The sequence below is a fragment of the Clostridium sp. CM036 genome (genome assembly GCF_055081135.1).
The window spans coordinates 3,428,322-3,447,631 of the sequence record NZ_CM143652.1 but is presented as its reverse complement, the minus strand read 5'-3'; the positions used below and the strand labels follow the sequence as shown (position 1 = coordinate 3,447,631).

General features: G+C 30.9%; 22 protein-coding genes and 1 pseudogene. 16 read left to right on the top strand and 7 right to left on the bottom strand.

The features are described 5' to 3' along the window. Positions 1 to 3: 3 nt before the first annotated feature. Positions 4 to 1,191: a cation diffusion facilitator family transporter gene (locus ACWJKE_RS16350; protein ID WP_220286111.1), complete on the top strand. Its 1,188-nt coding sequence runs from the start codon at positions 4 to 6 to the stop codon at positions 1,189 to 1,191. Between the two features lie 235 nt (positions 1,192 to 1,426). On the opposite strand, the gene ACWJKE_RS16345 is transcribed toward ACWJKE_RS16350, so the two are convergent. Then, entirely contained in the window at positions 1,427 to 1,972 is a 546-nt protein-coding gene (locus ACWJKE_RS16345; protein WP_253198071.1) for a GNAT family N-acetyltransferase, read from the bottom strand. A gap of 285 nt (positions 1,973 to 2,257) precedes the next feature. Next, positions 2,258 to 2,599, bottom strand: coding sequence for a hypothetical protein (locus ACWJKE_RS16340; RefSeq protein ID WP_216301850.1), 342 nt, complete (start codon positions 2,597 to 2,599; stop codon positions 2,258 to 2,260). 280 nt (positions 2,600 to 2,879) lie between these two features. On the opposite strand from ACWJKE_RS16340, the gene ACWJKE_RS16335 reads away from it, so the two are divergent. From ACWJKE_RS16335 to ACWJKE_RS16295, 9 genes are all read left to right on the top strand, one after another. Next, a complete protein-coding gene (locus tag ACWJKE_RS16335) occupies positions 2,880 to 3,086 on the top strand; it encodes a helix-turn-helix transcriptional regulator (RefSeq protein ID WP_216301849.1) in 207 nt (68 codons plus the stop codon). Position 3,087: 1 nt separating this feature from the next. Continuing rightward, on the top strand, positions 3,088 to 3,540 hold the full coding sequence (locus ACWJKE_RS16330) for a hypothetical protein (protein ID WP_462959021.1): 453 nt from the start codon (positions 3,088 to 3,090) through the stop codon (positions 3,538 to 3,540). A 14-nt stretch (positions 3,541 to 3,554) separates the two neighbouring features. Continuing rightward, on the top strand, positions 3,555 to 3,776 hold the full coding sequence (locus ACWJKE_RS16325) for a hypothetical protein (RefSeq protein ID WP_216301847.1): 222 nt from the start codon (positions 3,555 to 3,557) through the stop codon (positions 3,774 to 3,776). 304 nt (positions 3,777 to 4,080) lie between these two features. Beyond that, the gene (locus ACWJKE_RS16320; protein ID WP_216301846.1) at positions 4,081 to 4,743 is read left to right on the top strand and encodes a response regulator transcription factor; all 663 of its coding nucleotides are present in this window, start codon (positions 4,081 to 4,083) and stop codon (positions 4,741 to 4,743) included. Position 4,744: 1 nt separating this feature from the next. Further along, positions 4,745 to 6,202: a sensor histidine kinase gene (locus ACWJKE_RS16315; RefSeq protein ID WP_462953604.1), complete on the top strand. Its 1,458-nt coding sequence runs from the start codon at positions 4,745 to 4,747 to the stop codon at positions 6,200 to 6,202. Positions 6,203 to 6,351: 149 nt separating this feature from the next. Then, complete coding sequence (locus ACWJKE_RS16310; protein ID WP_216301844.1) at positions 6,352 to 7,779, top strand: ABC transporter permease; 1,428 nt, start codon at positions 6,352 to 6,354, stop codon at positions 7,777 to 7,779. Between the two features lie 15 nt (positions 7,780 to 7,794). Further along, positions 7,795 to 8,466, top strand: a complete 672-nt coding sequence (locus ACWJKE_RS16305; RefSeq protein WP_220286114.1) for an ABC transporter ATP-binding protein — start codon at positions 7,795 to 7,797, stop codon at positions 8,464 to 8,466. 171 nt (positions 8,467 to 8,637) lie between these two features. Further along, the gene (locus ACWJKE_RS16300) at positions 8,638 to 10,041 is read left to right on the top strand and encodes an ABC transporter permease (protein ID WP_216301842.1); all 1,404 of its coding nucleotides are present in this window, start codon (positions 8,638 to 8,640) and stop codon (positions 10,039 to 10,041) included. Positions 10,042 to 10,056: 15 nt separating this feature from the next. Then, positions 10,057 to 10,728, top strand: a complete 672-nt coding sequence (locus ACWJKE_RS16295; protein WP_216301841.1) for an ABC transporter ATP-binding protein — start codon at positions 10,057 to 10,059, stop codon at positions 10,726 to 10,728. A gap of 182 nt (positions 10,729 to 10,910) precedes the next feature. On the opposite strand, the gene ACWJKE_RS16290 is transcribed toward ACWJKE_RS16295, so the two are convergent. The 4 genes and pseudogenes from ACWJKE_RS16290 to ACWJKE_RS16275 form a co-directional block, all read right to left on the bottom strand. After that, a complete protein-coding gene (locus ACWJKE_RS16290; RefSeq protein WP_462959020.1) occupies positions 10,911 to 11,675 on the bottom strand; it encodes an MBL fold metallo-hydrolase in 765 nt (254 codons plus the stop codon). A gap of 364 nt (positions 11,676 to 12,039) precedes the next feature. Continuing rightward, positions 12,040 to 12,269, bottom strand: a pseudogene (locus ACWJKE_RS16285) (DapH/DapD/GlmU-related protein); the annotation flags it as partial. Positions 12,270 to 12,295: 26 nt separating this feature from the next. Then, positions 12,296 to 12,586, bottom strand: coding sequence for a YciI family protein (locus ACWJKE_RS16280; RefSeq protein WP_216301839.1), 291 nt, complete (start codon positions 12,584 to 12,586; stop codon positions 12,296 to 12,298). A gap of 73 nt (positions 12,587 to 12,659) precedes the next feature. After that, positions 12,660 to 13,469, bottom strand: coding sequence for a nitroreductase family protein (locus ACWJKE_RS16275; protein ID WP_216301838.1), 810 nt, complete (start codon positions 13,467 to 13,469; stop codon positions 12,660 to 12,662). A gap of 219 nt (positions 13,470 to 13,688) precedes the next feature. Between ACWJKE_RS16275 and ACWJKE_RS16270 the strand changes: the two genes are divergently transcribed. Then, positions 13,689 to 14,081, top strand: coding sequence for a MarR family winged helix-turn-helix transcriptional regulator (locus ACWJKE_RS16270; protein WP_462953599.1), 393 nt, complete (start codon positions 13,689 to 13,691; stop codon positions 14,079 to 14,081). 36 nt (positions 14,082 to 14,117) lie between these two features. On the opposite strand, the gene ACWJKE_RS16265 is transcribed toward ACWJKE_RS16270, so the two are convergent. Continuing rightward, the gene (locus ACWJKE_RS16265) at positions 14,118 to 15,191 is read right to left on the bottom strand and encodes an acyl-CoA thioester hydrolase/BAAT C-terminal domain-containing protein (RefSeq protein WP_462954358.1); all 1,074 of its coding nucleotides are present in this window, start codon (positions 15,189 to 15,191) and stop codon (positions 14,118 to 14,120) included. Between the two features lie 304 nt (positions 15,192 to 15,495). On the opposite strand from ACWJKE_RS16265, the gene ACWJKE_RS16260 reads away from it, so the two are divergent. The 5 genes from ACWJKE_RS16260 (at position 15,496) to ACWJKE_RS16240 (ending at position 19,293) form a co-directional block, all read left to right on the top strand. Continuing rightward, positions 15,496 to 16,092, top strand: a complete 597-nt coding sequence (locus ACWJKE_RS16260) for a MarR family winged helix-turn-helix transcriptional regulator (protein ID WP_462959019.1) — start codon at positions 15,496 to 15,498, stop codon at positions 16,090 to 16,092. Then, complete coding sequence (locus ACWJKE_RS16255) at positions 16,085 to 17,023, top strand: ABC transporter ATP-binding protein (RefSeq protein WP_462955173.1); 939 nt, start codon at positions 16,085 to 16,087, stop codon at positions 17,021 to 17,023. The genes ACWJKE_RS16260 and ACWJKE_RS16255 overlap by 8 nt, the downstream gene beginning before the upstream one ends. A gap of 10 nt (positions 17,024 to 17,033) precedes the next feature. Beyond that, positions 17,034 to 17,777 carry an ABC transporter permease gene (locus ACWJKE_RS16250; RefSeq protein ID WP_462953596.1) on the top strand — a complete coding sequence of 248 codons (744 nt, stop codon included), beginning with the start codon at positions 17,034 to 17,036 and terminating at the stop codon, positions 17,775 to 17,777. Then, a complete protein-coding gene (locus tag ACWJKE_RS16245) occupies positions 17,777 to 18,760 on the top strand; it encodes an ABC transporter permease (RefSeq protein ID WP_216301831.1) in 984 nt (327 codons plus the stop codon). The genes ACWJKE_RS16250 and ACWJKE_RS16245 overlap by 1 nt, the downstream gene beginning before the upstream one ends. A gap of 242 nt (positions 18,761 to 19,002) precedes the next feature. Beyond that, entirely contained in the window at positions 19,003 to 19,293 is a 291-nt protein-coding gene (locus tag ACWJKE_RS16240) for a ketopantoate reductase family protein (protein ID WP_462953595.1), read from the top strand. Positions 19,294 to 19,310: the final 17 nt, after the last annotated feature.

Here is a 19,310-nt window from a genome sequence, read left to right as displayed (position 1 = left end):
AATATGTTATCAAAATTTTTAATTTCAAAATTCGTAAAAAATTCGGAGGATGTTAATAATAAAAAAGTAAGAGAAGCTTATGGTTACCTAGGCGGCTTAGTTGGAATTATAGTGAACTTAGTTCTTTTTACTACAAAACTAATTATAGGAATAATATCAAATAGTATAGCAATTACTGCAGATGCCTTTAATAATCTTTCAGACGTTGCTTCTTCTGTTATTACAATTCTAGGTTTTAAACTAGCTAGTAAGCCACCAGACAAGGAGCATCCATTTGGTCACGGAAGGCTTGAATATATTTCCGGACTTATAGTTTCCTTTTTAGTAATACTAGTAGGTTTTGAATTTATTAAAACCTCTTTTGATAGAGTAATTCATCCCTCAAAAGTAATATTCAAACTTATACCCTTTGTATTAATATTAGCCTCTATAGGATTTAAACTTTGGATTAGTGGATTTAATAAGACCATGGGCAAGGCTATAAAATCTTCAGCCCTTGAAGCCTCTTCAACTGATGCATTAAGTGATGTTGTTAGTTCAAGCTGCGTTGCACTATCACTACTTCTGTCTATTTGGATCGACCTTCCCATAGATGGATACATAGGAATCCTTGTATCCTTTATCATAATATATGCTGGCTACAAGCTTATTCGCGAAACTATGAACCCGCTTCTTGGTGAAGCTCCTGATAAGGATTTAGTAAACGGCCTTAAGGAAAAACTGCTTACCTATGATCATATTACCGGTGCCCATGATTTAGTTATCCATAACTATGGTCCAGGTAGATGTATGGGTTCTATTCACGCTGAAGTTCCTTGTGATATTTCTATAGTTAAAATTCACGAAATTATCGACACAGCTGAAAAAGAAATTTCTGAAGAATTTAACATTTATCTAGTTATTCACATGGACCCTATAAATACAGATGATGAAGATGTTAATGCCTCTCGTTTGGAACTTTTAGATGTATTAAAGTCTTTTTCTATAATAAAATCAATTCATGACTTTAGAATTGTAGGCGAGGGCGAACATAAAAATCTTATTTTTGATGCTGTAATTGATTTTAACCCAAGCTTTACAGATGTTGATGGACTTAACCTAGAAGATGAAATCAATAAAGAACTAAAAAAATGCTACCCAAATTATAATGCCATAATGACCTTAGATAGAGATTATTTAGGAGTCCAATAAACTTAAAAAAGTATATATTACTACAGATGCATTCTCTTCGCTAAGAACTACTTCAATGCATTTTACGTAATATATACTTTTTTTGCGCATAAACACAAATTTATCTATGGTAGATAGCAACCATTGAGTTTTATAGAATCTTAGTTTATGTAAAAAAAAATTTCGTCAAACAACTTAGGAACATTCTATTCTAGTTAATGAACCCATTTTATTGATTCGTTATAAATGAATAGAACTAATAAGAAAACTCCATCTTAACAAATTCACCATATCCTATTAGTGTGTCTTTACTATAAGTATCAACAGTCTTAAAACCCGCCTTGTTATAACATTTAATTGCCCTTTCGTTAAAAGAGCGAACTTCTAAAATAATTTTTTTATTGCCATATCTACTCTTACATTCATTTTTTAATAACTCCATAAAATTATCACCAAATCCTTGTCCACATAAAGATGGTTTTAAGCCAACCCCAATCAAAACATAGTCATTATTATTTATAAATCTAATGTAGCCACATAAACTACCAAATTCATTAATAACAGAACCAAACTCATTTTGCCTTTTTGACTCTATTGCAATACCCCAATTTTGCCTAAGAATAACATCCCATTCTGGAAAATTATATATAGAATATTTACCCTCGTATTTCCAATTACATATTTGTTTTGCATAATCCTCAGTCAAATTCTCTAATTTAAAATTCATTGTACAATCCGTTACGTAAACTTTATAAAACTCTATAACAACATTATATAAGTTTATATTTACTTCCTCATTCATCGTGTCCGATTTCATAGTCCCAAAGGATACTACTTTCGTTTGCTATAACACTCCAAAGTCTTAAATTTCCCTAATATCTTAGGGTACACAGTAGTTATTTTGTGTCTATAATCAGTTCTAATATTATCAAGACTCTTATGTAACTTTATAATATTCTTTTCAAGTTTTATAATATTGCTTGTTTTAACGTAACTTCCTCCTTTTTTATTTAGTTGGTATTTATTAGACACCTTACGTTGCAATCTACGTAATTTTTTTTCTACTTTCTTATCTTTTTGACTTTTATTAATTTTTATATGATTCCTCTTTATTTGAGCATATAGCTAAATCCTTAATTCCTAAATCTATCCCTATACTCTCGCCAGTTAACCGTACTGGTACTTGAATTGATTCTATACCTACTGAAATATAGCCCACAATAACTGATGGTATAAAAAATAATAAAGAATAGAATGCTGTATAATGCGTTCCACTATTACCATTAGACCATGGGATTAATCCTATAAATTTTAATATATTGTCTCCATAGCATACCTTATCTTCAAAAGAAGAAGCAAATAATATTCCCATAACATATAACAATAAAGAAATTGAACCTATCCCTATTTTTTTATTAACTTGTCTCAACCTTAGCACCCCCATGCAAATTATATTATCGTAGCTGTTAATGCATTATTTATGAGACATACGAACTAATTTAACTACAAATTATTCTTTAATCTCTATTGTTTTTTACAACTTTTCAATCCTTTAGAACCACTTATCGCACAAATAGCGACTACATATATTCTCACATCTCTTTACTCTGTTGGAAATATTTTTTGTTTTTTTGCAAAGCATGCTTGACATTTAATGCAAAGTACACTATGCTTAAAATGCAAAGCTAACATTGCAAAGGAGAGATGAGATGAAAACATGTATTCAGGAACTACGAAAAAAACATAAATTATCTCAAGAAGAACTAGCATTAGCAGTTGGTGTTACAAGGCAGACAATCACATCCCTAGAGTGCGAAAAATATACAGCATCACTTGTCCTTGCATACAAAATATCAAAATATTTCAATTTGAAAATTGAAGAAGTTTTTAATTTTTCAGAAGTGGGGGAATTATAAAATGGAAGAATATCGAAAAGTAATAAAGAAAAAAATAGGACTTATGTTAGGATTTAATGTGTTGGCAGCTGCCTTTATCACATTAATTGGAATCTCGGAAAATATGACAGCAATAATTAATGAACCTATTACTGATTTTATACATGGGTTCCAATTAGGTATCTTCATATTTTTGCAATTTGTCATGGTAATGTACATTATGAAATATGGAAAATCATTGAAAAACGAAGATAAATTAAAGAAACTGTATATAGTTGAACATGATGAAAGAACGACACTTATTAGAAATAAAATTGGTGGCGTAGGTTTTAACTTTTCCTTAGGCGTAATTGCAACTACCGCAATTATGGCTGGATTCTTTAATCAAATGGTTTTTGTCACTTTACTTGGTGTTCTAATTTTTATGTCACTCGTAAAAGGATTCTTAAAAGTATATTACAGAAATAAATTTTAGGAGGTAGATTCAGTATGAAGAGAGGAAATTATAATAAGTATTTAATCATTGCTAGCTTTTTTGGTTTCATCATATGTTTCATAGGACATTTCATTCATTTGCCCTGTATTATTGTGGGTTTCTGCTTTGGTGCTTGCATAGCATTCTCTACCATTGGTTTATATGCTTTAAATCATGATATAAGTAAATTAAAAAACTTTAAAAGGAACCTTATCAGAAGAATTGCGAATAATTAACCGAATATTGTGTATTTTACTAATAGAGGAAGCATAAGGCTTAAACACAGCCTTATGCTTATCTTTTATATTCAAATAAGCAATTTCTTTTAATTTTATTTACATTCATTATTTTGATAAACAAACTAAACTATTGACTACTTATTTTTAAATTTTAGCAATATTACATATTTAACTAACTAATATAAAATACTAAGAAAGGTAATAAAAATTGTATAATATAATCAGATAATTCTAAATTAAATGCTTTAACTTCACACAAAACTCACACTCATACTTTATAATTAACGGAAGAGGTGTATATATGAATGAAAAAATACTTGTAATTGAAGACGATATAGATATACAAGAAATTATACGTGAATTTTTGTGTGCAAGTGGATATGTTGTTGAAGTAGCTGAAGATGGATTAAAAGGTATTGATATATTTAATTCAAGTAAGTTTGATTTAGTGCTTCTAGATATAATGCTTCCTAAGATTGATGGCTTTGTTGTATGTGAAATTATTAGAAAAACATCTAAAATTCCAATTATAATGCTAACTGCTTTAGAAGAGGAAGAAGATCAAATAAAAGGTTTCGAATTAGAGATAGATGATTATATAACCAAACCTTTTTCAGTTAATCTTTTAATTAAAAGAGTGGAAGCTGTAATTAGAAGAATAAATGCTCAAGACGAAGAGTTAAAACTTAGCTTCGAAGATATTCTAATTGATACTACCTGCTTTAAGGTTTGGGTTGGTGGAAAAGATATAGAACTTACATCTAAAGAATTTGAAATTCTAAAGATATTTATTGAAAATAAAGGTAGAATTTTAACAAGAGAGATAATATTGAACCAACTTTGGGGATATGACTTTTATGGTGATGCTAGGGTTATTGATACTCACATTAAAAACCTAAGGTGCAAGCTAAAGGTTGATTATATTAAGACGATTAGAGGTGTTGGCTATAAACTTGAAAAATAAAATGAAAAAAAGTATTACATTTAAAATCTTTACAATCACATCTATATTGCTAATAGCATCAGCCATATGCATATATTTAATAATATACTTTATGTTACCAATTTATTACTATAATTATAAACGAAACAATGTAGAAACTGGACTAACGAAATTAGCTAGCACTGTACAAAGCCTTTCAATGGAAGAATCAAAGAAATATTTTGATGAATTTAATTTAAAATATACTGTTAGTTTGAATGTACAAGATATGAAAGGAAATATAATATATCCACCTTTAAATATTATATCTTTTGGTATATCTCAAGATACTGATATACCAAAAGACTCCTTACCACTTCCAGACAAAACATTACTGCGGGGTAGTGTAACTTCAACCATGTCTAAAGAAGTTATCAGTCTTGTTCCAAAACAGATAAAATTTTCAGAAGATAATGAAAGCTACACTATAAATGTTATCATTCCCTTGCAGCCTATAGATGAAGCTTCAAAGGTTTTATTAAATTTAGTGCCCTTAATTGGAATTGTAGTCATTATTATATCAGTGGTAGGTTCCTTTATATATTCAAAGAAAATTACTAAGCCCTTAGTTGAAATAAATAAGAATGCTATACAATTGGCAGCTTTAGATTTTGAAAAAAGCTGTGAGGTAAATAGTGAGGATGAAATTGGAGAAATTGCATTAAGCTTAAATGAGTTAGCATCCAATTTGCAGCATACAATGGATGAACTTAAAAACACTAATTTAAAGCTTTTGGGTGATATTGAAAAAGAACGGGAAATCGAAAGGAAAAGAAGAGAGTTTACTGCTACAATTTCACATGAATTAAAAACTCCTATTACAATAATCAAAGGTCAACTTGAAGGTATGCTTGGAAATATAGGAGTTTATAAGGACAGAGATAAATATATGAATAGATCCTTAGTAGTTTTGGATGATATGGAATCAATGGTTAGAGAAATACTTGAAATTTCAAAATTAGAAACTCATGGGTTTAAACCACAATACACTGAAATAAATCTATCCTATCTGATTAGCAATTGTCTTGAAAAACTCAGCTATCTTATAAGTCAAAAGGATATAAGTTTAAATACAAAAATAGCTGAAGAACTATGTTTTCAGGGAGATGAAAAACTAATTAAAAAGGCCATAGCTAATATTATTAATAACTCCATCACACATACAGAAAGAAATGAGAAGGTTCTTATAAATTTATATGAGGATAATTATCTAATAGTATTAACTGTTGAAAATGAAGGTGTACATATAGACGAAGCGGAATTCGAAAAGATCTTTAACCCTTTTTATCGCATAGAAAAATCTCGAAGCAGGAGTACTGGTGGCAGCGGGTTAGGGTTATATATAGTAAAAAAAATACTAGAGGCCCATGCTTTAGAATATAAATTTAACAATACTCAGTCGGGAGTTTGTTTTAAAATTATCTTTAACAGAAGCAATTAAGCTTCTGTTTTTTTGCGCCCGGCATGTTAGCACCAATTTATGACTTTCACCTACTTCATTCACGGTAAAAACATTTTAACTTCACCTTAACTACATAATTAAAAACTATAATAACATAAGAAAGATAAGAAAAAGAAGGAGGGTAACAAATGAATTTTATTAAAAGAGCAATACTAAGTGTTACTAAAAGGAAAAGTAAAACTGTACTATTAATTGTGATGTTTTGTGTTATAGCTAATATGGTGCTAGCTGGATTAGCTATACAATCAGCTACTGCTAAAGTTGCTGTTCTTGCTAGACAAAAACTTGGAGGGTCTGTATCTATTGAACTTGATCAGGAAAAGATTCGTGCTAAAAATTCAAGTGATATTCCTAGGCTAAATATGAAGGATATGGATAAACTAAAATCCTTAGAACATGTTAAATCATATAATTATTTAACGAACTCAATTGCTATGGCAGAGAACTTTAAACCTGTTAAAGAGGAAAATAAAAATGAGGTTGAGCCTGGCCAACAGGGAGGTATGAGTATGAGTATGAAACAAGGTGAAGATGGTGAAGAACAAAAGATACCAGATTTATCAATAGATGGCGCTTTATTTTCAAATCTTTATCCCGCTTTTACTGAAGGAAAAAGTAAACTGATTGAAGGACGACATTTAAAAAGTAGCGATGAAGGAAAAAATGTAACAATGATAAATAAAAAACTAGCAGATGCAAACAATTTAAAACTTGGAGATAAAATAAAAATAAAAGATAGAGAAGGAAAAGAAACCTTAGACTTAGAAATTGTAGGTTTATTTACAGATGATGGAACTGAACATACTCCTATTATGGATGCATTTCCTTTTATGAATCCTTCTAATACAATATATACACCTAATTCTGTAGCATCTTTAATGGATTTTTCATCTAAAGATACTTTTAAAGTAGCTACTTATTTCTTGGATGATCCTATACACATGGAAAATTTTAAAAAGGCTATAAAAAATTCTGGCATAGCACTAGATGATTTCAAAATAGATGCACAAGATTCGTTGTATAAAAAGCTGATGACACCTATTGAAAATGTTGGATCATTTTCAAAAACCATAGTTATTATAGTCGCCATTGCTGGTACAGTAATTTTATCACTTTTAATAAACTTATCACTTAAGGGCAGAAGATATGAAATTGGTGTATTGATGTCTCTAGGAGAAAGTAGATTTAGAATTATTGGTCAATTATTATTAGAATTAATAATTGTTGCTACCATAGCTTTTAGCATAGCTACATTTACCGGTAATAAGGTATCACAGACAATGGGTAATACTTTATTACAAAATGAAATAACTGCAAATAAAGATAAAGATGCAAACTCACAATCTGTTTCCTCTCGCAACCCATTTGAGATGTCGGCTCATCCATCACAGAATGATGATATTGATACTATAGACAACATGGATGTTAGCGTGAGTTCAAAAGATTTACAAAAATTATATCTAATGGGATTCATTATAGTGATTTTAGCAACATCAGGTTCAGCAGTTTCAATACTTCGATTTAATCCAAAAACCATATTATCTAGAAATGATTAGGGAGGTTGTATAAAAATGAATACAATATTAGAATTTAAAAATGTGAGTTATCATTATCAGGATGGTTCAAAAAAAACAACGATTTTAAAACAAATAGGTTTTAAGTTCGAAAAAGGAAATTTTTATACAATACTTGGCTCCTCTGGTTCAGGAAAAACTACATTTCTTGCTTTAGCTAGTGGATTAGATACATCCAAAGCTGGAGAGATATTATATGAAAAAAAGAATATAACAAATATAGGGCTTACTAATTATAGAAATAAATATATTGGTATAGTATTTCAATCCTACAATTTAATACCTTATATGTCAGCTCTACAGAATGTTTTAACAGCAATGGAAATAACAAAGAACAAAATAGAAAATAAAAAACAAAAAGCTTATGATTTACTAGAAAAAATGGGCTTAACAAAAGATGAAGCCCATAGAAACGTATTAAAGCTAAGTGGTGGACAGCAGCAGAGAGTAGCAATAGCACGCGCTCTTTCCTCAGAAGGAGATTTAATAATTGCAGATGAGCCAACTGGAAATCTTGATGCTGATATCGCAAGTGATATAGTAACTATATTTAAATCACTTGCTCATAGAGAAAATAAGTGTGTTATAGTAGTTACGCACTCTAGTGAAGTAGCCTCTCAGTCAGACGTTATACTTAGACTTAAAGGTGGTGTGTTAGTTAAAGCTTAAATTTTATTAGAGAATCCTTTTATATGAAATCCCCCCAGCCTAAGAGGTTGGGGGGATCTCACTATCAGATACAGGCGATATTCATGTTAAAAACATTTTAACTTCACCTTAACTATATAATTAAAAACTATAATAACATAAGAAAGATAGGGAAAAGAAGGAGGGTAACAAATGAATTTTATTAAAAGAGCAATACTAAGTGTTACTAAAAGGATAAATAAAACTGTACTATTAATTCTGATGTTTTGTGTTATAGCTAATATGGTGCTAGCTGGATTAGCTGTACAATCAGCTACTTCTAAAGTTGGTGATCTTACTAGACAAAAACTTGGAGGGTCTGTAGATATTACTCCTAATTATGAAAAGGCAACTTCTCAAAAATCAGCAGATGATCTACGTAAGCTACATATTAAGGATATAGATAAACTAAAATCCTTAGAGCATGTTAAATCATATAATTATTTACAGGCAACAAATGTTATGGCAGAGAACTTTAAACCTGTTAAAGCGAAAAAAGATGACACTAAGGATGCATTGCCTGAAGGTACGTCTATTCCTGATTTATCATTGGAAGGTACTTTATATTCAGATCTTCATCCTGATTTTACTGAAAGAAAAAGTAAACTGGTTGAAGGACGAAATTTAACAAGTAGCGATGAAGGAAAAAATGTAACAATGCTAAATAAAAAACTAGCAGATGCAAATAATTTAAAGCTTGGAGATAAAATAAAAATAAAAGCTCAACACGGAGAAGAAACTTTAGACTTAGAAATTGTAGGGTTATATACAGCTGATGAAACTAAATCTGATCCTAGGATGGCTGATTTTATGGATAAATATAGCTCTATGAATCCTTCTAATAAAATATATACACCTATTTCTGTAGCATCATCCTTAGGTGATTCTTCATCTAAAGGTACTATTCAAAAAGCTACTTATTTCTTGGATGATCCTATAAACATTGAAAATTTTAAAACAGATGTAAAAAATTCGGGTATAGCACTAGATGATCTCAAAATAGATGCACAAGATTCGCTGTATAAAAAGATGATGGCACCTATTGAAAGTGTTGGCTCATTTTCAAAAACCATAGTTATTATAGTCGCCATTGCTGGTACAGTAATTTTATCACTTTTAATAACTTTATCACTTAAAGACAGAAGATATGAAATTGGTGTATTGATGTCTCTAGGAGAAAGTAGATTTAGAATTATTGGTCAATTATTATTAGAACTAATAATTGTTGCTACCATAGCTTTTAGTATAGCTACATTTACCGGTAATAAGGTATCGCAGAAAGTAGGTAATACTTTATTACAAAATGAAATAAAGGCAAATGAAAAGGAAAAAACAGAATCAAAATCACAATCCGGGTCAGTGACGATGGGAATGAGTGGTGGACTAAAGACTGATGCTGATACTGATGCTATAGACAAAATAGATGTTAGCGTGAGTTCAAAGGATTTACAAAAATTATATCTAATGGGATTCATCATAGTGATTTTAGCAACATCGGGTTCAGCAGTTTCAATACTTCGATTTAATCCAAAAACCATATTATCTAGAAATGATTAAGGAGGCTTTATAAAAATGAATACAATTTTAGAATTTAAAAATGTGAGTTATCATTATCAGGATGGGTCAAAAAAAACAACGATTTTAAAACAAATAGGCTTCAAGTTCGAAAAAGGAAATTTTTACACAATACTTGGCTCTTCTGGTTCAGGAAAAACTACATTTCTTGCTTTAGCTAGTGGTTTAGATACATCCAAAGCTGGAGAGATATTATATGAAAAAAAGAATATAACAAATATAGGGCTTACTAATTATAGAAATAAATATATTGGTATAGTATTTCAATCCTACAATTTGATACCTTATATGTCAGCTCTACAGAATGTTTTAACAGCAATGGAAATAACGAAGAACAAAATAGAAAATAAAGAACAAAAAGCTTATGATTTACTAGAAAAGATGGGTTTAACAAAAGATGAAGCCCATAGAAACGTATTAAAGCTAAGTGGTGGACAGCAGCAGAGAGTAGCAATAGCACGCGCTCTTTCCTCGGAAGGAGATTTGATAATTGCAGATGAGCCAACTGGAAATCTTGATGCTGATATCGCAAGTGATATAGTAACTATATTTAAATCACTTGCTCATAGAGAAAATAAGTGTGTTATAGTAGTTACGCACTCTAGTGAAGTAGCATCCCAGTCAGACGTTATACTTAGACTTAAAGGTGGTGTGTTAGTTAAAGCTTAAATTTTATTAGAGAATCCTTTTATATGAAATCCCCCCACCTATGAAGATTAAATCATTCCGGCGACTTGATGTGAAAAATCCATATTGAGTCGCTGATTTTAATTTGCAAATTAATTCTACTCATTAATGTTTTGTTGCTTTATCTTAATCTCTGGCACAAAATCAATGATTATTTTGTACTTCTAATTTTTCATAACCATGTCCTTTTTCTGGTTCTTCCCTATATTTATTTTTAGTTTTTCAACTGAAAATGGGTTCCCATGTGCTGGGAATATTCTCTGGCAATTTTCAGAAATTATTTTTCTCCAACTCTCATAATATTCATCAATATTGCAAATAAATATTACACAATACTTTGTTCCAGCAAATTTGAGCATATTAGCAGCGGCATCTCCTACTATACAATCACCGTTATCAAACAATACTGAAATAGAATCTATAGTGTGTCCAGGTGTTTTCAGTATTTTCCCGTTTAAATTAATTCCAATATCTTTGAGCCTTATTTCTTCTTTAACAAGAATATCATTTACTCGTACCTTATAGGGTGGAAATTTAAGATTGCTTTTTTTGTCTATAATTCTTTTTAAATGTATCCCAATATATATCTGCTTAAGGGAAACCAATTGTTTTATGCGTTTGTTTATGAGTCCACCACCATGTGTTAGATCATTTTCTCCCTTTAACAATAAATCTTTTGCAAGATAAGACATTACTACTTGAACACTACTATTTTCTTTCAATATTCTATTTAACAATCCACAATGATCATCATGATGATGCGTTAGTATAATATGACTAATATCAGATAATCTAATACCAACTGATTTTAATCTTTTACAGAATAAATCCCAATCATATTCATATCCTGTATCAATTAAAATATATTTGTTATCAGTTTTTATTAAAAAGCAATTAGTCACACTAAGCTTTAATTGGATAATTTCCATTTTGGTACCCCTCCATTATGAATATAATTTTGAAATCCCCTCTAAGTTAATAGCTGCTATCAAGGTTCATAATCCTTGTTTAATTAGTATTTCAAATTTAAATCTAACTTCACTCTCCTTAGAAAAAAACTAAACACTAATATTGAATAAATTATATAATTAATTACAGTTGCTATTGCGGAGATGCAATATTAATGACTTCGGAAGGAGATTTATACTCCCACTGAAGTTTTCTATTTGTTATGGCATGTAACCCCCACTTATAGAAGTGGGAGACTTTCCTTCTGAAATGTTATTAAACCAAGTGATTTTACCGATTGGCGACCTATAACTGTTAAAGGTTGGTCGTAACTGAATGACACTGTTTACACGGATTCGCCCCTAGAATATGATATGGTGGAATATCTTTTGTTACTACAGAATTAGCTGCAATAATGGCACCATCTCCTATATGTACACAAGGCATTACGGTAACATTTTGTCCAATCCATACATCATTACCAACTACAGTATCGCCTTTTAGAGGCATATCTTCAAGACTAGGTGTAGCTTTTTCCAAATATTCCCCATAATATTAAATGGATATGTTATAATATTTTTTGATTTGCATAATAAGAAGATTATTCACTTATGAAATGTTCAAACCCCTCAGCATATTTTGTAGGCGAAAACTCAATTATTTCGTATTCGGCAATTTTATTAATATAAAATGGATCTTCTTTAATTATTGTTTTAACTTCTTCCCTATTCTTTGCATTACAAAGAATTACTCCACCTACCCTCGGATTTCTTCTGCCTGAACAAATAAACTTTTGTAATGAATAATATTTCTCTAAATGTTTTATATGTGGTTTTAATTCTTTTTCAACTTCCTCAAGTGGCTTTATATACTTCAATACTAAAATAAACATTAATATTCCACTCCTAAAAACTATTTTTAATCAACCTTATTATACGATTATGACCTAACTATGAAAACTGTCGTTAAATCCAAGTAACATCTAATGGGTTACGATCTACCAGTCGCTTATAACCATATTGGGGATACCCAACCATAACTGCACCTGTTAATACTTTATTTGTTGGAATGTTAAACAATTCCATCAACGGATAATAATTATCAAACGCACACATTTCAAAGAGTCCGGCCCAACAACTGCCTAACCCAAGGGTAGTTGCAAACAGTTCCATGTAGGCAAAGGAAAAAATCGTATTTTCTCTACCGTTTCTAATTTCTTTTGGAGCCATTGCTAAAATTAGATTTGGAGCATCACGTAATACTTTATCTATCCCAGTTTCTCTGTAATCACGAACATGATAAGGAAAACTCCAGTGGTGCAAAGGATTTTCAATTTGTGCTTCCATCCATTCTATGACAACCTCAGTAGCTTTTTTCAGTATTTTTTTATCTTCTACAATTATATATGATATTCCTTGCTGGTTACTGGCGGTAGGTGCAAAACGTGCAATATTAACTAATTTAATTAATTGTTCTCGTTGCACGGCCATGTCTTTGTAACAGCGAATTGATCGACGAGACCTAAGAAACTGTTTAGCAGTTTCTTCATTTACAACCGGGAACTTTTTTAGATCGGTCTGGTTATTTAAAGGTGTTTTGATATTGTCAATTGCACTGTGAGGGCATATGGCAACACACTGCCCACAGGCTATACATGCTTGTGGCTCAATTGCTACAGGACCATTTTCTCCCATACCCAAAACTTTTGGTGGGCATACTTTCGTACAAATTCCACATTTAATACACTTTGCTTGGTTTACTTTAATTAATTCCATTGGTGTTCACCCCTATTTTGTATATTCATAATTTCCATAATGTGCTTCTAACGGTATAATATTACATGATAACATCGTTTTTTACAAGTACACACCTATTAGTAGCATAGTATCTATTTACATACTATGCATTTAAAATCAATCAAATTTAATGTAAAAGATACGATTAATCAGTAATATAAACGACAAGTAGATGAATTAAATAAGTTATCGCATTCTATGCTAGCTGAATCTAATTATAAGGATATCGAATCAAAGTTTTTAAGGATACGGGGACTGAGCACTAATGAGCTTTCAATACTTAGAATTATTTCTGAAAAAGAAGATGTTATTATAAAAGATATATTAGAAATATTAAATGTACCTAAAAGTACATTAACTAGCATAATTGATAGATTAGAAAAACGCGATCTTATTGTTAGAGCTATTAGTAATAAGGATAGAAGATCCTATAAGCTAGAACTTACTGAAGAAGGTCACATGGCACAAGATGAACATCTTAAATTTGAAGAAGAGTTTTACGCAAAGATAATGATTTCTTTAGATACTTATGAGGATAGAGAAAATTTATTAAAACTTATAAGAAAGATAGCATACAATATTTCTAACTAATAGCAGTAAATTATCGTGAAACTTTAAAATTTAATGCTAATTATTAATTGTCTCATTCCATGAATCAATATTTGCTTTTGCCCAACTGTCTATATCGACTCTGGATCCTTTTAATGATGGCATAGACTGAAATGGTACTGTTAGCATATGACCTGACTTTTCATAGGTGATATGTTTATATTCATATTTAAAATTTGATTTTTCAAGCAACTTCATAGCCATTTCTGAATGCATTTTTGAAGGCCATATGGAGTCTGATTCAGAGGATATCATTAGGATAGGTCCATTTATTCTATTAACGGCAATTGTGGCTTCGTCAGTATTTCCTTCATCAATCAGCTTTTTGTACATCCATGACAACGCACCCTCTTTATTTTGCAACATTTTTATTACTAATTGCAATATAATAGAACAACTGAATTTCAGACAAGAAATTTCTTCACCTTTATACATCCATGAAGAATGGTGTGCTGGCAGCCCACCCATTTTTATCCCTTCATATGCATAGCAGCTAGGCATATTGGCAATAACACAAGTAATATCCTTGAATAAAGAGGCTGCCAAAAGAACCATTTCTCCACCCTTAGACCTTCCATACATTGCTATTTTATCTTTATTAACAGTATCTTGTTTTTTTAGCCATGTTATAGCATTTTCAATATATTCAAGTGATACACAATTAAGATTTTTGGGTGTTCCTTCAAGTCCAAAATAACAAACTGCTAATGCAGAATATCCCTTCATAGCTAAGATTTCAGCAATTGCCTGTGCTTTTTCTATTCTTCCGTCGCTTCCACTTACAACAATTACTGCTGGCCTCTTCATATTGTTTTTTGAAGTAAAATATCGTGCCAATAGATTCTTTTCTACTACATCTACGCTTTTAATCGTTTCATCGCAGAATATTCTTATATGCTCTTTTGATGTAATGGCTTTCCCATTCCTCTCCACCGTGCATGTAATGGTATATTTTCTATTTTCACTAATATCGCTTAATTTTTGCATTAACTTGCCCCGATGATTTTCTTTTACCTTCATAGAATAGAACAACCCCATTTCATTGCATGTTTTATAGGTACCATCAATAGGTGTTGTGTTTACTAAATCTATATTTCCATATTCATCTGCTATAAAAGTCGCATAAGCATCCCATAATCCATTTGCAGTATATATTACCTTCCATAAAAAGTCAATGACAATTTTGTAAGTTACTATTATTTAATGTACAAACATACTATATATCCAAAATTGTATTACATTCGTTTTGCTATAAACATATTTAAAGATACTTTAGAAACTTTAGTAGTCATGATAATAATTCTTTTTTAAAAATAGACAGTATATTGACAAGTTTTACATGTTCTGCTATTATTATTTTAGACAGTATAATGTCTTAAAGGAAAGGGGCATATTTATGGATAATTACAGAGATCTATTTTTAATGCAGCAAACTTACGCTACACTTTTTTCTCTTAACAATAAGCTTCAGATACAAGGCGATAAATACTTTGAGAGCTTAACGTCAAGACAGTTTATGGCAATGATTGCAATTATTCATTTGGCGGAAGATGAAACAACAATCAACAATATTGCGAGAAAGTTAGGTACCACCAAACAGAGTGTTAAACAAATGATAACTATTATCGAAAATAAAGGTTACATTATCACGATGCCCAGCCAGAAGGATAAGCGTGCAGTGAACGTTAAAATTACGGAATCCGGAAAACAGATCATGATGGAATGCGGTGAAAAAGGAATAAACTTTTTCGCAGATGTTTTTAAAGATTTTACCACGGAAGAAATGGAAATATTGTGGAGCCTATTAAAGAAACTGTATCGTTTTGACGGTGAAGAGCAGGATGGTTTTGAAGAAGATGCTAGTTTAAACGCGGAAGAAGAAGTAAATGACGCTCAAACGAGAGTATTAAAGGAAGCTCAAGCGAGGGCATTAAAGGAATTTGAAAGACGAAGAAATCATTCTCGAAATGAGAGGAGCGATGAAAATGAATAATATTGTTACAGTTAAAAATTTAGAAAAAAGTTATAATAAGAAAAAAGCTGTTGATGGAATAAATTTTGTAGTAAATAGAGGTGAAATTCTTGGACTCTTAGGTCCTAATGGGGCGGGCAAGAGTACAATTATCAATATCCTGGCCACCATATTATCGCCTGATAATGGCGAAATAACTATTTTGGGGCATGACTTAAAAAAAGATGTAAAAGCCATCAAACTGGGAATTGGAATAGTTCCTCAGGACCTGGCCATTTATGAAGAAATTACTGCCGAGAAAAATGTACGTTTTTTTGCAAGTCTATATAAACTCAAAGGAAATCTGCTGGAAAAACAGGTCAAGGAGGCCCTTGAACTCGTAGGTCTTTACGATAGAAAGGATGATAAGCCAAAAACCTTTTCAGGTGGCATGAAAAGAAGATTAAATATTGCTTGTGCCATTGCCCATAAGCCAAAACTTATTATCATGGATGAACCCACAGTTGGTATCGACCCCCAATCAAGAAATCATATATTGGAATCAATTAAAATCCTGAAAAATGAAGGTGCAACAGTTATCTATTCCACGCATTACATGGAAGAAGTGGAAGCGATTTCTGATAGAATCATTATTATGAACGAAGGAAAGATTATTTCTGAAGGTACAAAAGAAGAATTAAAACAGGAAGTGAATGATAAAATCACATATTCCTTTCATGTAAACAATTTAAATGAATTAAGCAATAATCATTTTTCTGGAATTGATGGCATAACAAAAATTAAAATAACTGAAAATGTGATTAAAATAACTGCCAAAAAGTCAAAGGATAATCTCAATGAAATCATATCCATAATCATAGCAAAGGGCTGTAAGATTGAAAGTATGAGCAGTAAAGAGGCATCTCTAGAAACTGTATTTTTAGAACTTACCGGAAAGAATCTAAGGGATTAGGAGGAAATACATGAACTTTATAAAAATAGTCAAATTTGATTTTATGAATATTATTAGAAACCCAACTCTGCTAATGTTTAACACTATATTTCCAATAATAATGATTGCGGTTATGGGTTTTGTAACAAAAGGTAAATATGGTTCAGGGCATGTAAGTTCCTATGATTATTATGGAGTCACAATGATGATTTTTACAGCGTTATTCATTGCCATGACAGCTTCCAATACATTTATGGAAGAAAGGGTAAAGGAAGGTAATACTCGCATAGTATATGCTCCGGTTTCAAAAACAGAGATATATCTATCTAAATTGATTGCTACTTATATTTTGGGTATGGTTTCATACAGTGTTTTATTGCTTGTAGGACAATATATTTTTCACATTAACTTTGGAGGAAAAAACATTCTGTATATTATGTTGTTAATCAATATATTTTCGTTATTTGGCTGCTCTCTCGGCACCATGTTCTGCTGTATTTTCAAAAGTGAAGAAGGAGCAAATTCTGTAATGCAAATATTTTTGTTTTTGTTTATATTTTTGGGCGGCTTGTTTTTTTCTGTAGCTAGTCTTGGAAATATAGTGGAGAAAATATCTTATTTATCGCCAGTCAAGTGGGTTACAGAATGTACATTTAAGGTCATTTATGATAATGACTTCAGCATATACCTCCCTACTCTTATCATTGTGTTGTTTAGTAGTATCATCTGTATAATAATATGTCAAATCACTTTTAAACCGGAGGAATATGTATAATGAATGTGCTCAATCTATTTAAAAATAGTTTAAACAGGATTCTAGCAAAAAAAGAGATAGTTATAATTGCAGTGGTCATTGTACCACTTATGATTGGAGTTGCTGTATTTTTTTCTGGAAAAATGAAGATGAGGCAGCACGTTGCTTTAGTAACAAATCATGCACAGAGCATTCCCAAAAATGATAGGATTAAAATTGATGTAATGAATGAAAAACCGGCTACTTCGAATCTACTTTTGGGTAAATATGCTGCCGTTGTGGAAGAAAAAAACGATGGAACCTATGAGGTAACAGGTATAAAAAGCAAAGCTGATAAGGAACTCATAGAAAACTTTTTTAACTTCGGTAAAATTCCCAAAATTGATCAAAGTGGACAAGCTAAAAGAGGTGTTGGAACAAACATTTTAGGGTTTATTCTAATGATTGTTTTAATGCAGGGGGTTGCTTTGACAATCCTTTATCCAGAAGATAGAACCCTTAAAACATTTAGGCGGATATTAACGACACCCGTAAGCGAAAAGCAATATATTTTTGCACAGGGAATTTTTACATTTTTATGTCTTTATATACCCACCTATCTAGTAATTGTTATCACAAAGGTGTGTTTTAATATAAAGATTGGATTTGGCCTTTTAATGCTAGCAATGTTAATTGGAATTCTTACTGCCCTCTCAACATCACTTGCTTTATTTATTTCATCAGTGCTAGAGAGAAACATCTCTTTAGTGGCCAGCGCTATATATGTAATAACTTGTATATTATCAGGCTGTTTTTATCCCTTTACGGGGAACAATAAAGTTCTTGATACCATTTGCAGTATCATCCCACAAAAATCATATATGACGCTGATTCAAGGGATAGAAAACGGGACTGGAATGTTAGAATTTAAAGGACAACTTATATATTTACTTATTTGGATTGTTGCACTCTGGCTCTTAGGAAGTATTATTACTAAGCGAAAAATGAGGCAAGGCATCTATTAAATCATATAGTAAGTAGTAGAAATATTAATTGGTAGAAAAATTTGTTTGTGAAAATTTGAAATAAAAACATACAACATAACGAGAATGTCACATTCGTTAGTTTAGTCATATATATCTTACTTTAAAATGTTCAAAGTAAGATATATATAATTGTGCTAAATATTTGAAATTTATGTTAGTATTTAGTATAATTTAAAATAAATAATGTTAATTATTAATAATTATGAATGTGAGGCACTTCTATGAAAATAATGATATTGGGACTTGGTGTTATCGGTACAACCTATGGCTATGCTTTTCAAAAATCAGGTCATCAGGTTGAACACTTTATAAGAGAAATTAAAAGAGACAATGCACCAAAAATTCTTGACATAAAAATGTTCGATGGCAGATATAACAATAAGGGCGAAAATAAGAAAGACACATATAATGTTACTCTTTCACAGCCCAACAGTAATTACGATTTTATTTTAATTAGCGTATCTGTGGGTAAATTGGAGAGTGCAGTAAAAACACTTAATGAAAACAATTAATTTCTTAATTAAATAGG

What these genes read in the sequence shown, in the direction of transcription:
- ACWJKE_RS16350 (WP_220286111.1), top strand. Translation starts at nt 4, where the DNA reads ATGTTATCAAAATTTTTAATTTCAAAATTCGTAAAAAATTCGGAGGAT.
- ACWJKE_RS16345 (WP_253198071.1), bottom strand. Translation starts at nt 1,972, where the DNA reads ATGAATGAGGAAGTAAATATAAACTTATATAATGTTGTTATAGAGTTT.
- ACWJKE_RS16335 (WP_216301849.1), top strand. Translation starts at nt 2,880, where the DNA reads ATGAAAACATGTATTCAGGAACTACGAAAAAAACATAAATTATCTCAA.
- ACWJKE_RS16330 (WP_462959021.1), top strand. Translation starts at nt 3,088, where the DNA reads ATGGAAGAATATCGAAAAGTAATAAAGAAAAAAATAGGACTTATGTTA.
- ACWJKE_RS16325 (WP_216301847.1), top strand. Translation starts at nt 3,555, where the DNA reads ATGAAGAGAGGAAATTATAATAAGTATTTAATCATTGCTAGCTTTTTT.
- ACWJKE_RS16320 (WP_216301846.1), top strand. Translation starts at nt 4,081, where the DNA reads ATGAATGAAAAAATACTTGTAATTGAAGACGATATAGATATACAAGAA.
- ACWJKE_RS16315 (WP_462953604.1), top strand. Translation starts at nt 4,745, where the DNA reads ATGAAAAAAAGTATTACATTTAAAATCTTTACAATCACATCTATATTG.
- ACWJKE_RS16310 (WP_216301844.1), top strand. Translation starts at nt 6,352, where the DNA reads ATGAATTTTATTAAAAGAGCAATACTAAGTGTTACTAAAAGGAAAAGT.
- ACWJKE_RS16305 (WP_220286114.1), top strand. Translation starts at nt 7,795, where the DNA reads ATGAATACAATATTAGAATTTAAAAATGTGAGTTATCATTATCAGGAT.
- ACWJKE_RS16300 (WP_216301842.1), top strand. Translation starts at nt 8,638, where the DNA reads ATGAATTTTATTAAAAGAGCAATACTAAGTGTTACTAAAAGGATAAAT.
- ACWJKE_RS16295 (WP_216301841.1), top strand. Translation starts at nt 10,057, where the DNA reads ATGAATACAATTTTAGAATTTAAAAATGTGAGTTATCATTATCAGGAT.
- ACWJKE_RS16290 (WP_462959020.1), bottom strand. Translation starts at nt 11,675, where the DNA reads ATGGAAATTATCCAATTAAAGCTTAGTGTGACTAATTGCTTTTTAATA.
- ACWJKE_RS16280 (WP_216301839.1), bottom strand. Translation starts at nt 12,586, where the DNA reads ATGTTTATTTTAGTATTGAAGTATATAAAGCCACTTGAGGAAGTTGAA.
- ACWJKE_RS16275 (WP_216301838.1), bottom strand. Translation starts at nt 13,469, where the DNA reads ATGGAATTAATTAAAGTAAACCAAGCAAAGTGTATTAAATGTGGAATT.
- ACWJKE_RS16270 (WP_462953599.1), top strand. Translation starts at nt 13,689, where the DNA reads ATGCTAGCTGAATCTAATTATAAGGATATCGAATCAAAGTTTTTAAGG.
- ACWJKE_RS16260 (WP_462959019.1), top strand. Translation starts at nt 15,496, where the DNA reads ATGGATAATTACAGAGATCTATTTTTAATGCAGCAAACTTACGCTACA.
- ACWJKE_RS16255 (WP_462955173.1), top strand. Translation starts at nt 16,085, where the DNA reads ATGAATAATATTGTTACAGTTAAAAATTTAGAAAAAAGTTATAATAAG.
- ACWJKE_RS16250 (WP_462953596.1), top strand. Translation starts at nt 17,034, where the DNA reads ATGAACTTTATAAAAATAGTCAAATTTGATTTTATGAATATTATTAGA.
- ACWJKE_RS16245 (WP_216301831.1), top strand. Translation starts at nt 17,777, where the DNA reads ATGAATGTGCTCAATCTATTTAAAAATAGTTTAAACAGGATTCTAGCA.
- ACWJKE_RS16240 (WP_462953595.1), top strand. Translation starts at nt 19,003, where the DNA reads ATGAAAATAATGATATTGGGACTTGGTGTTATCGGTACAACCTATGGC.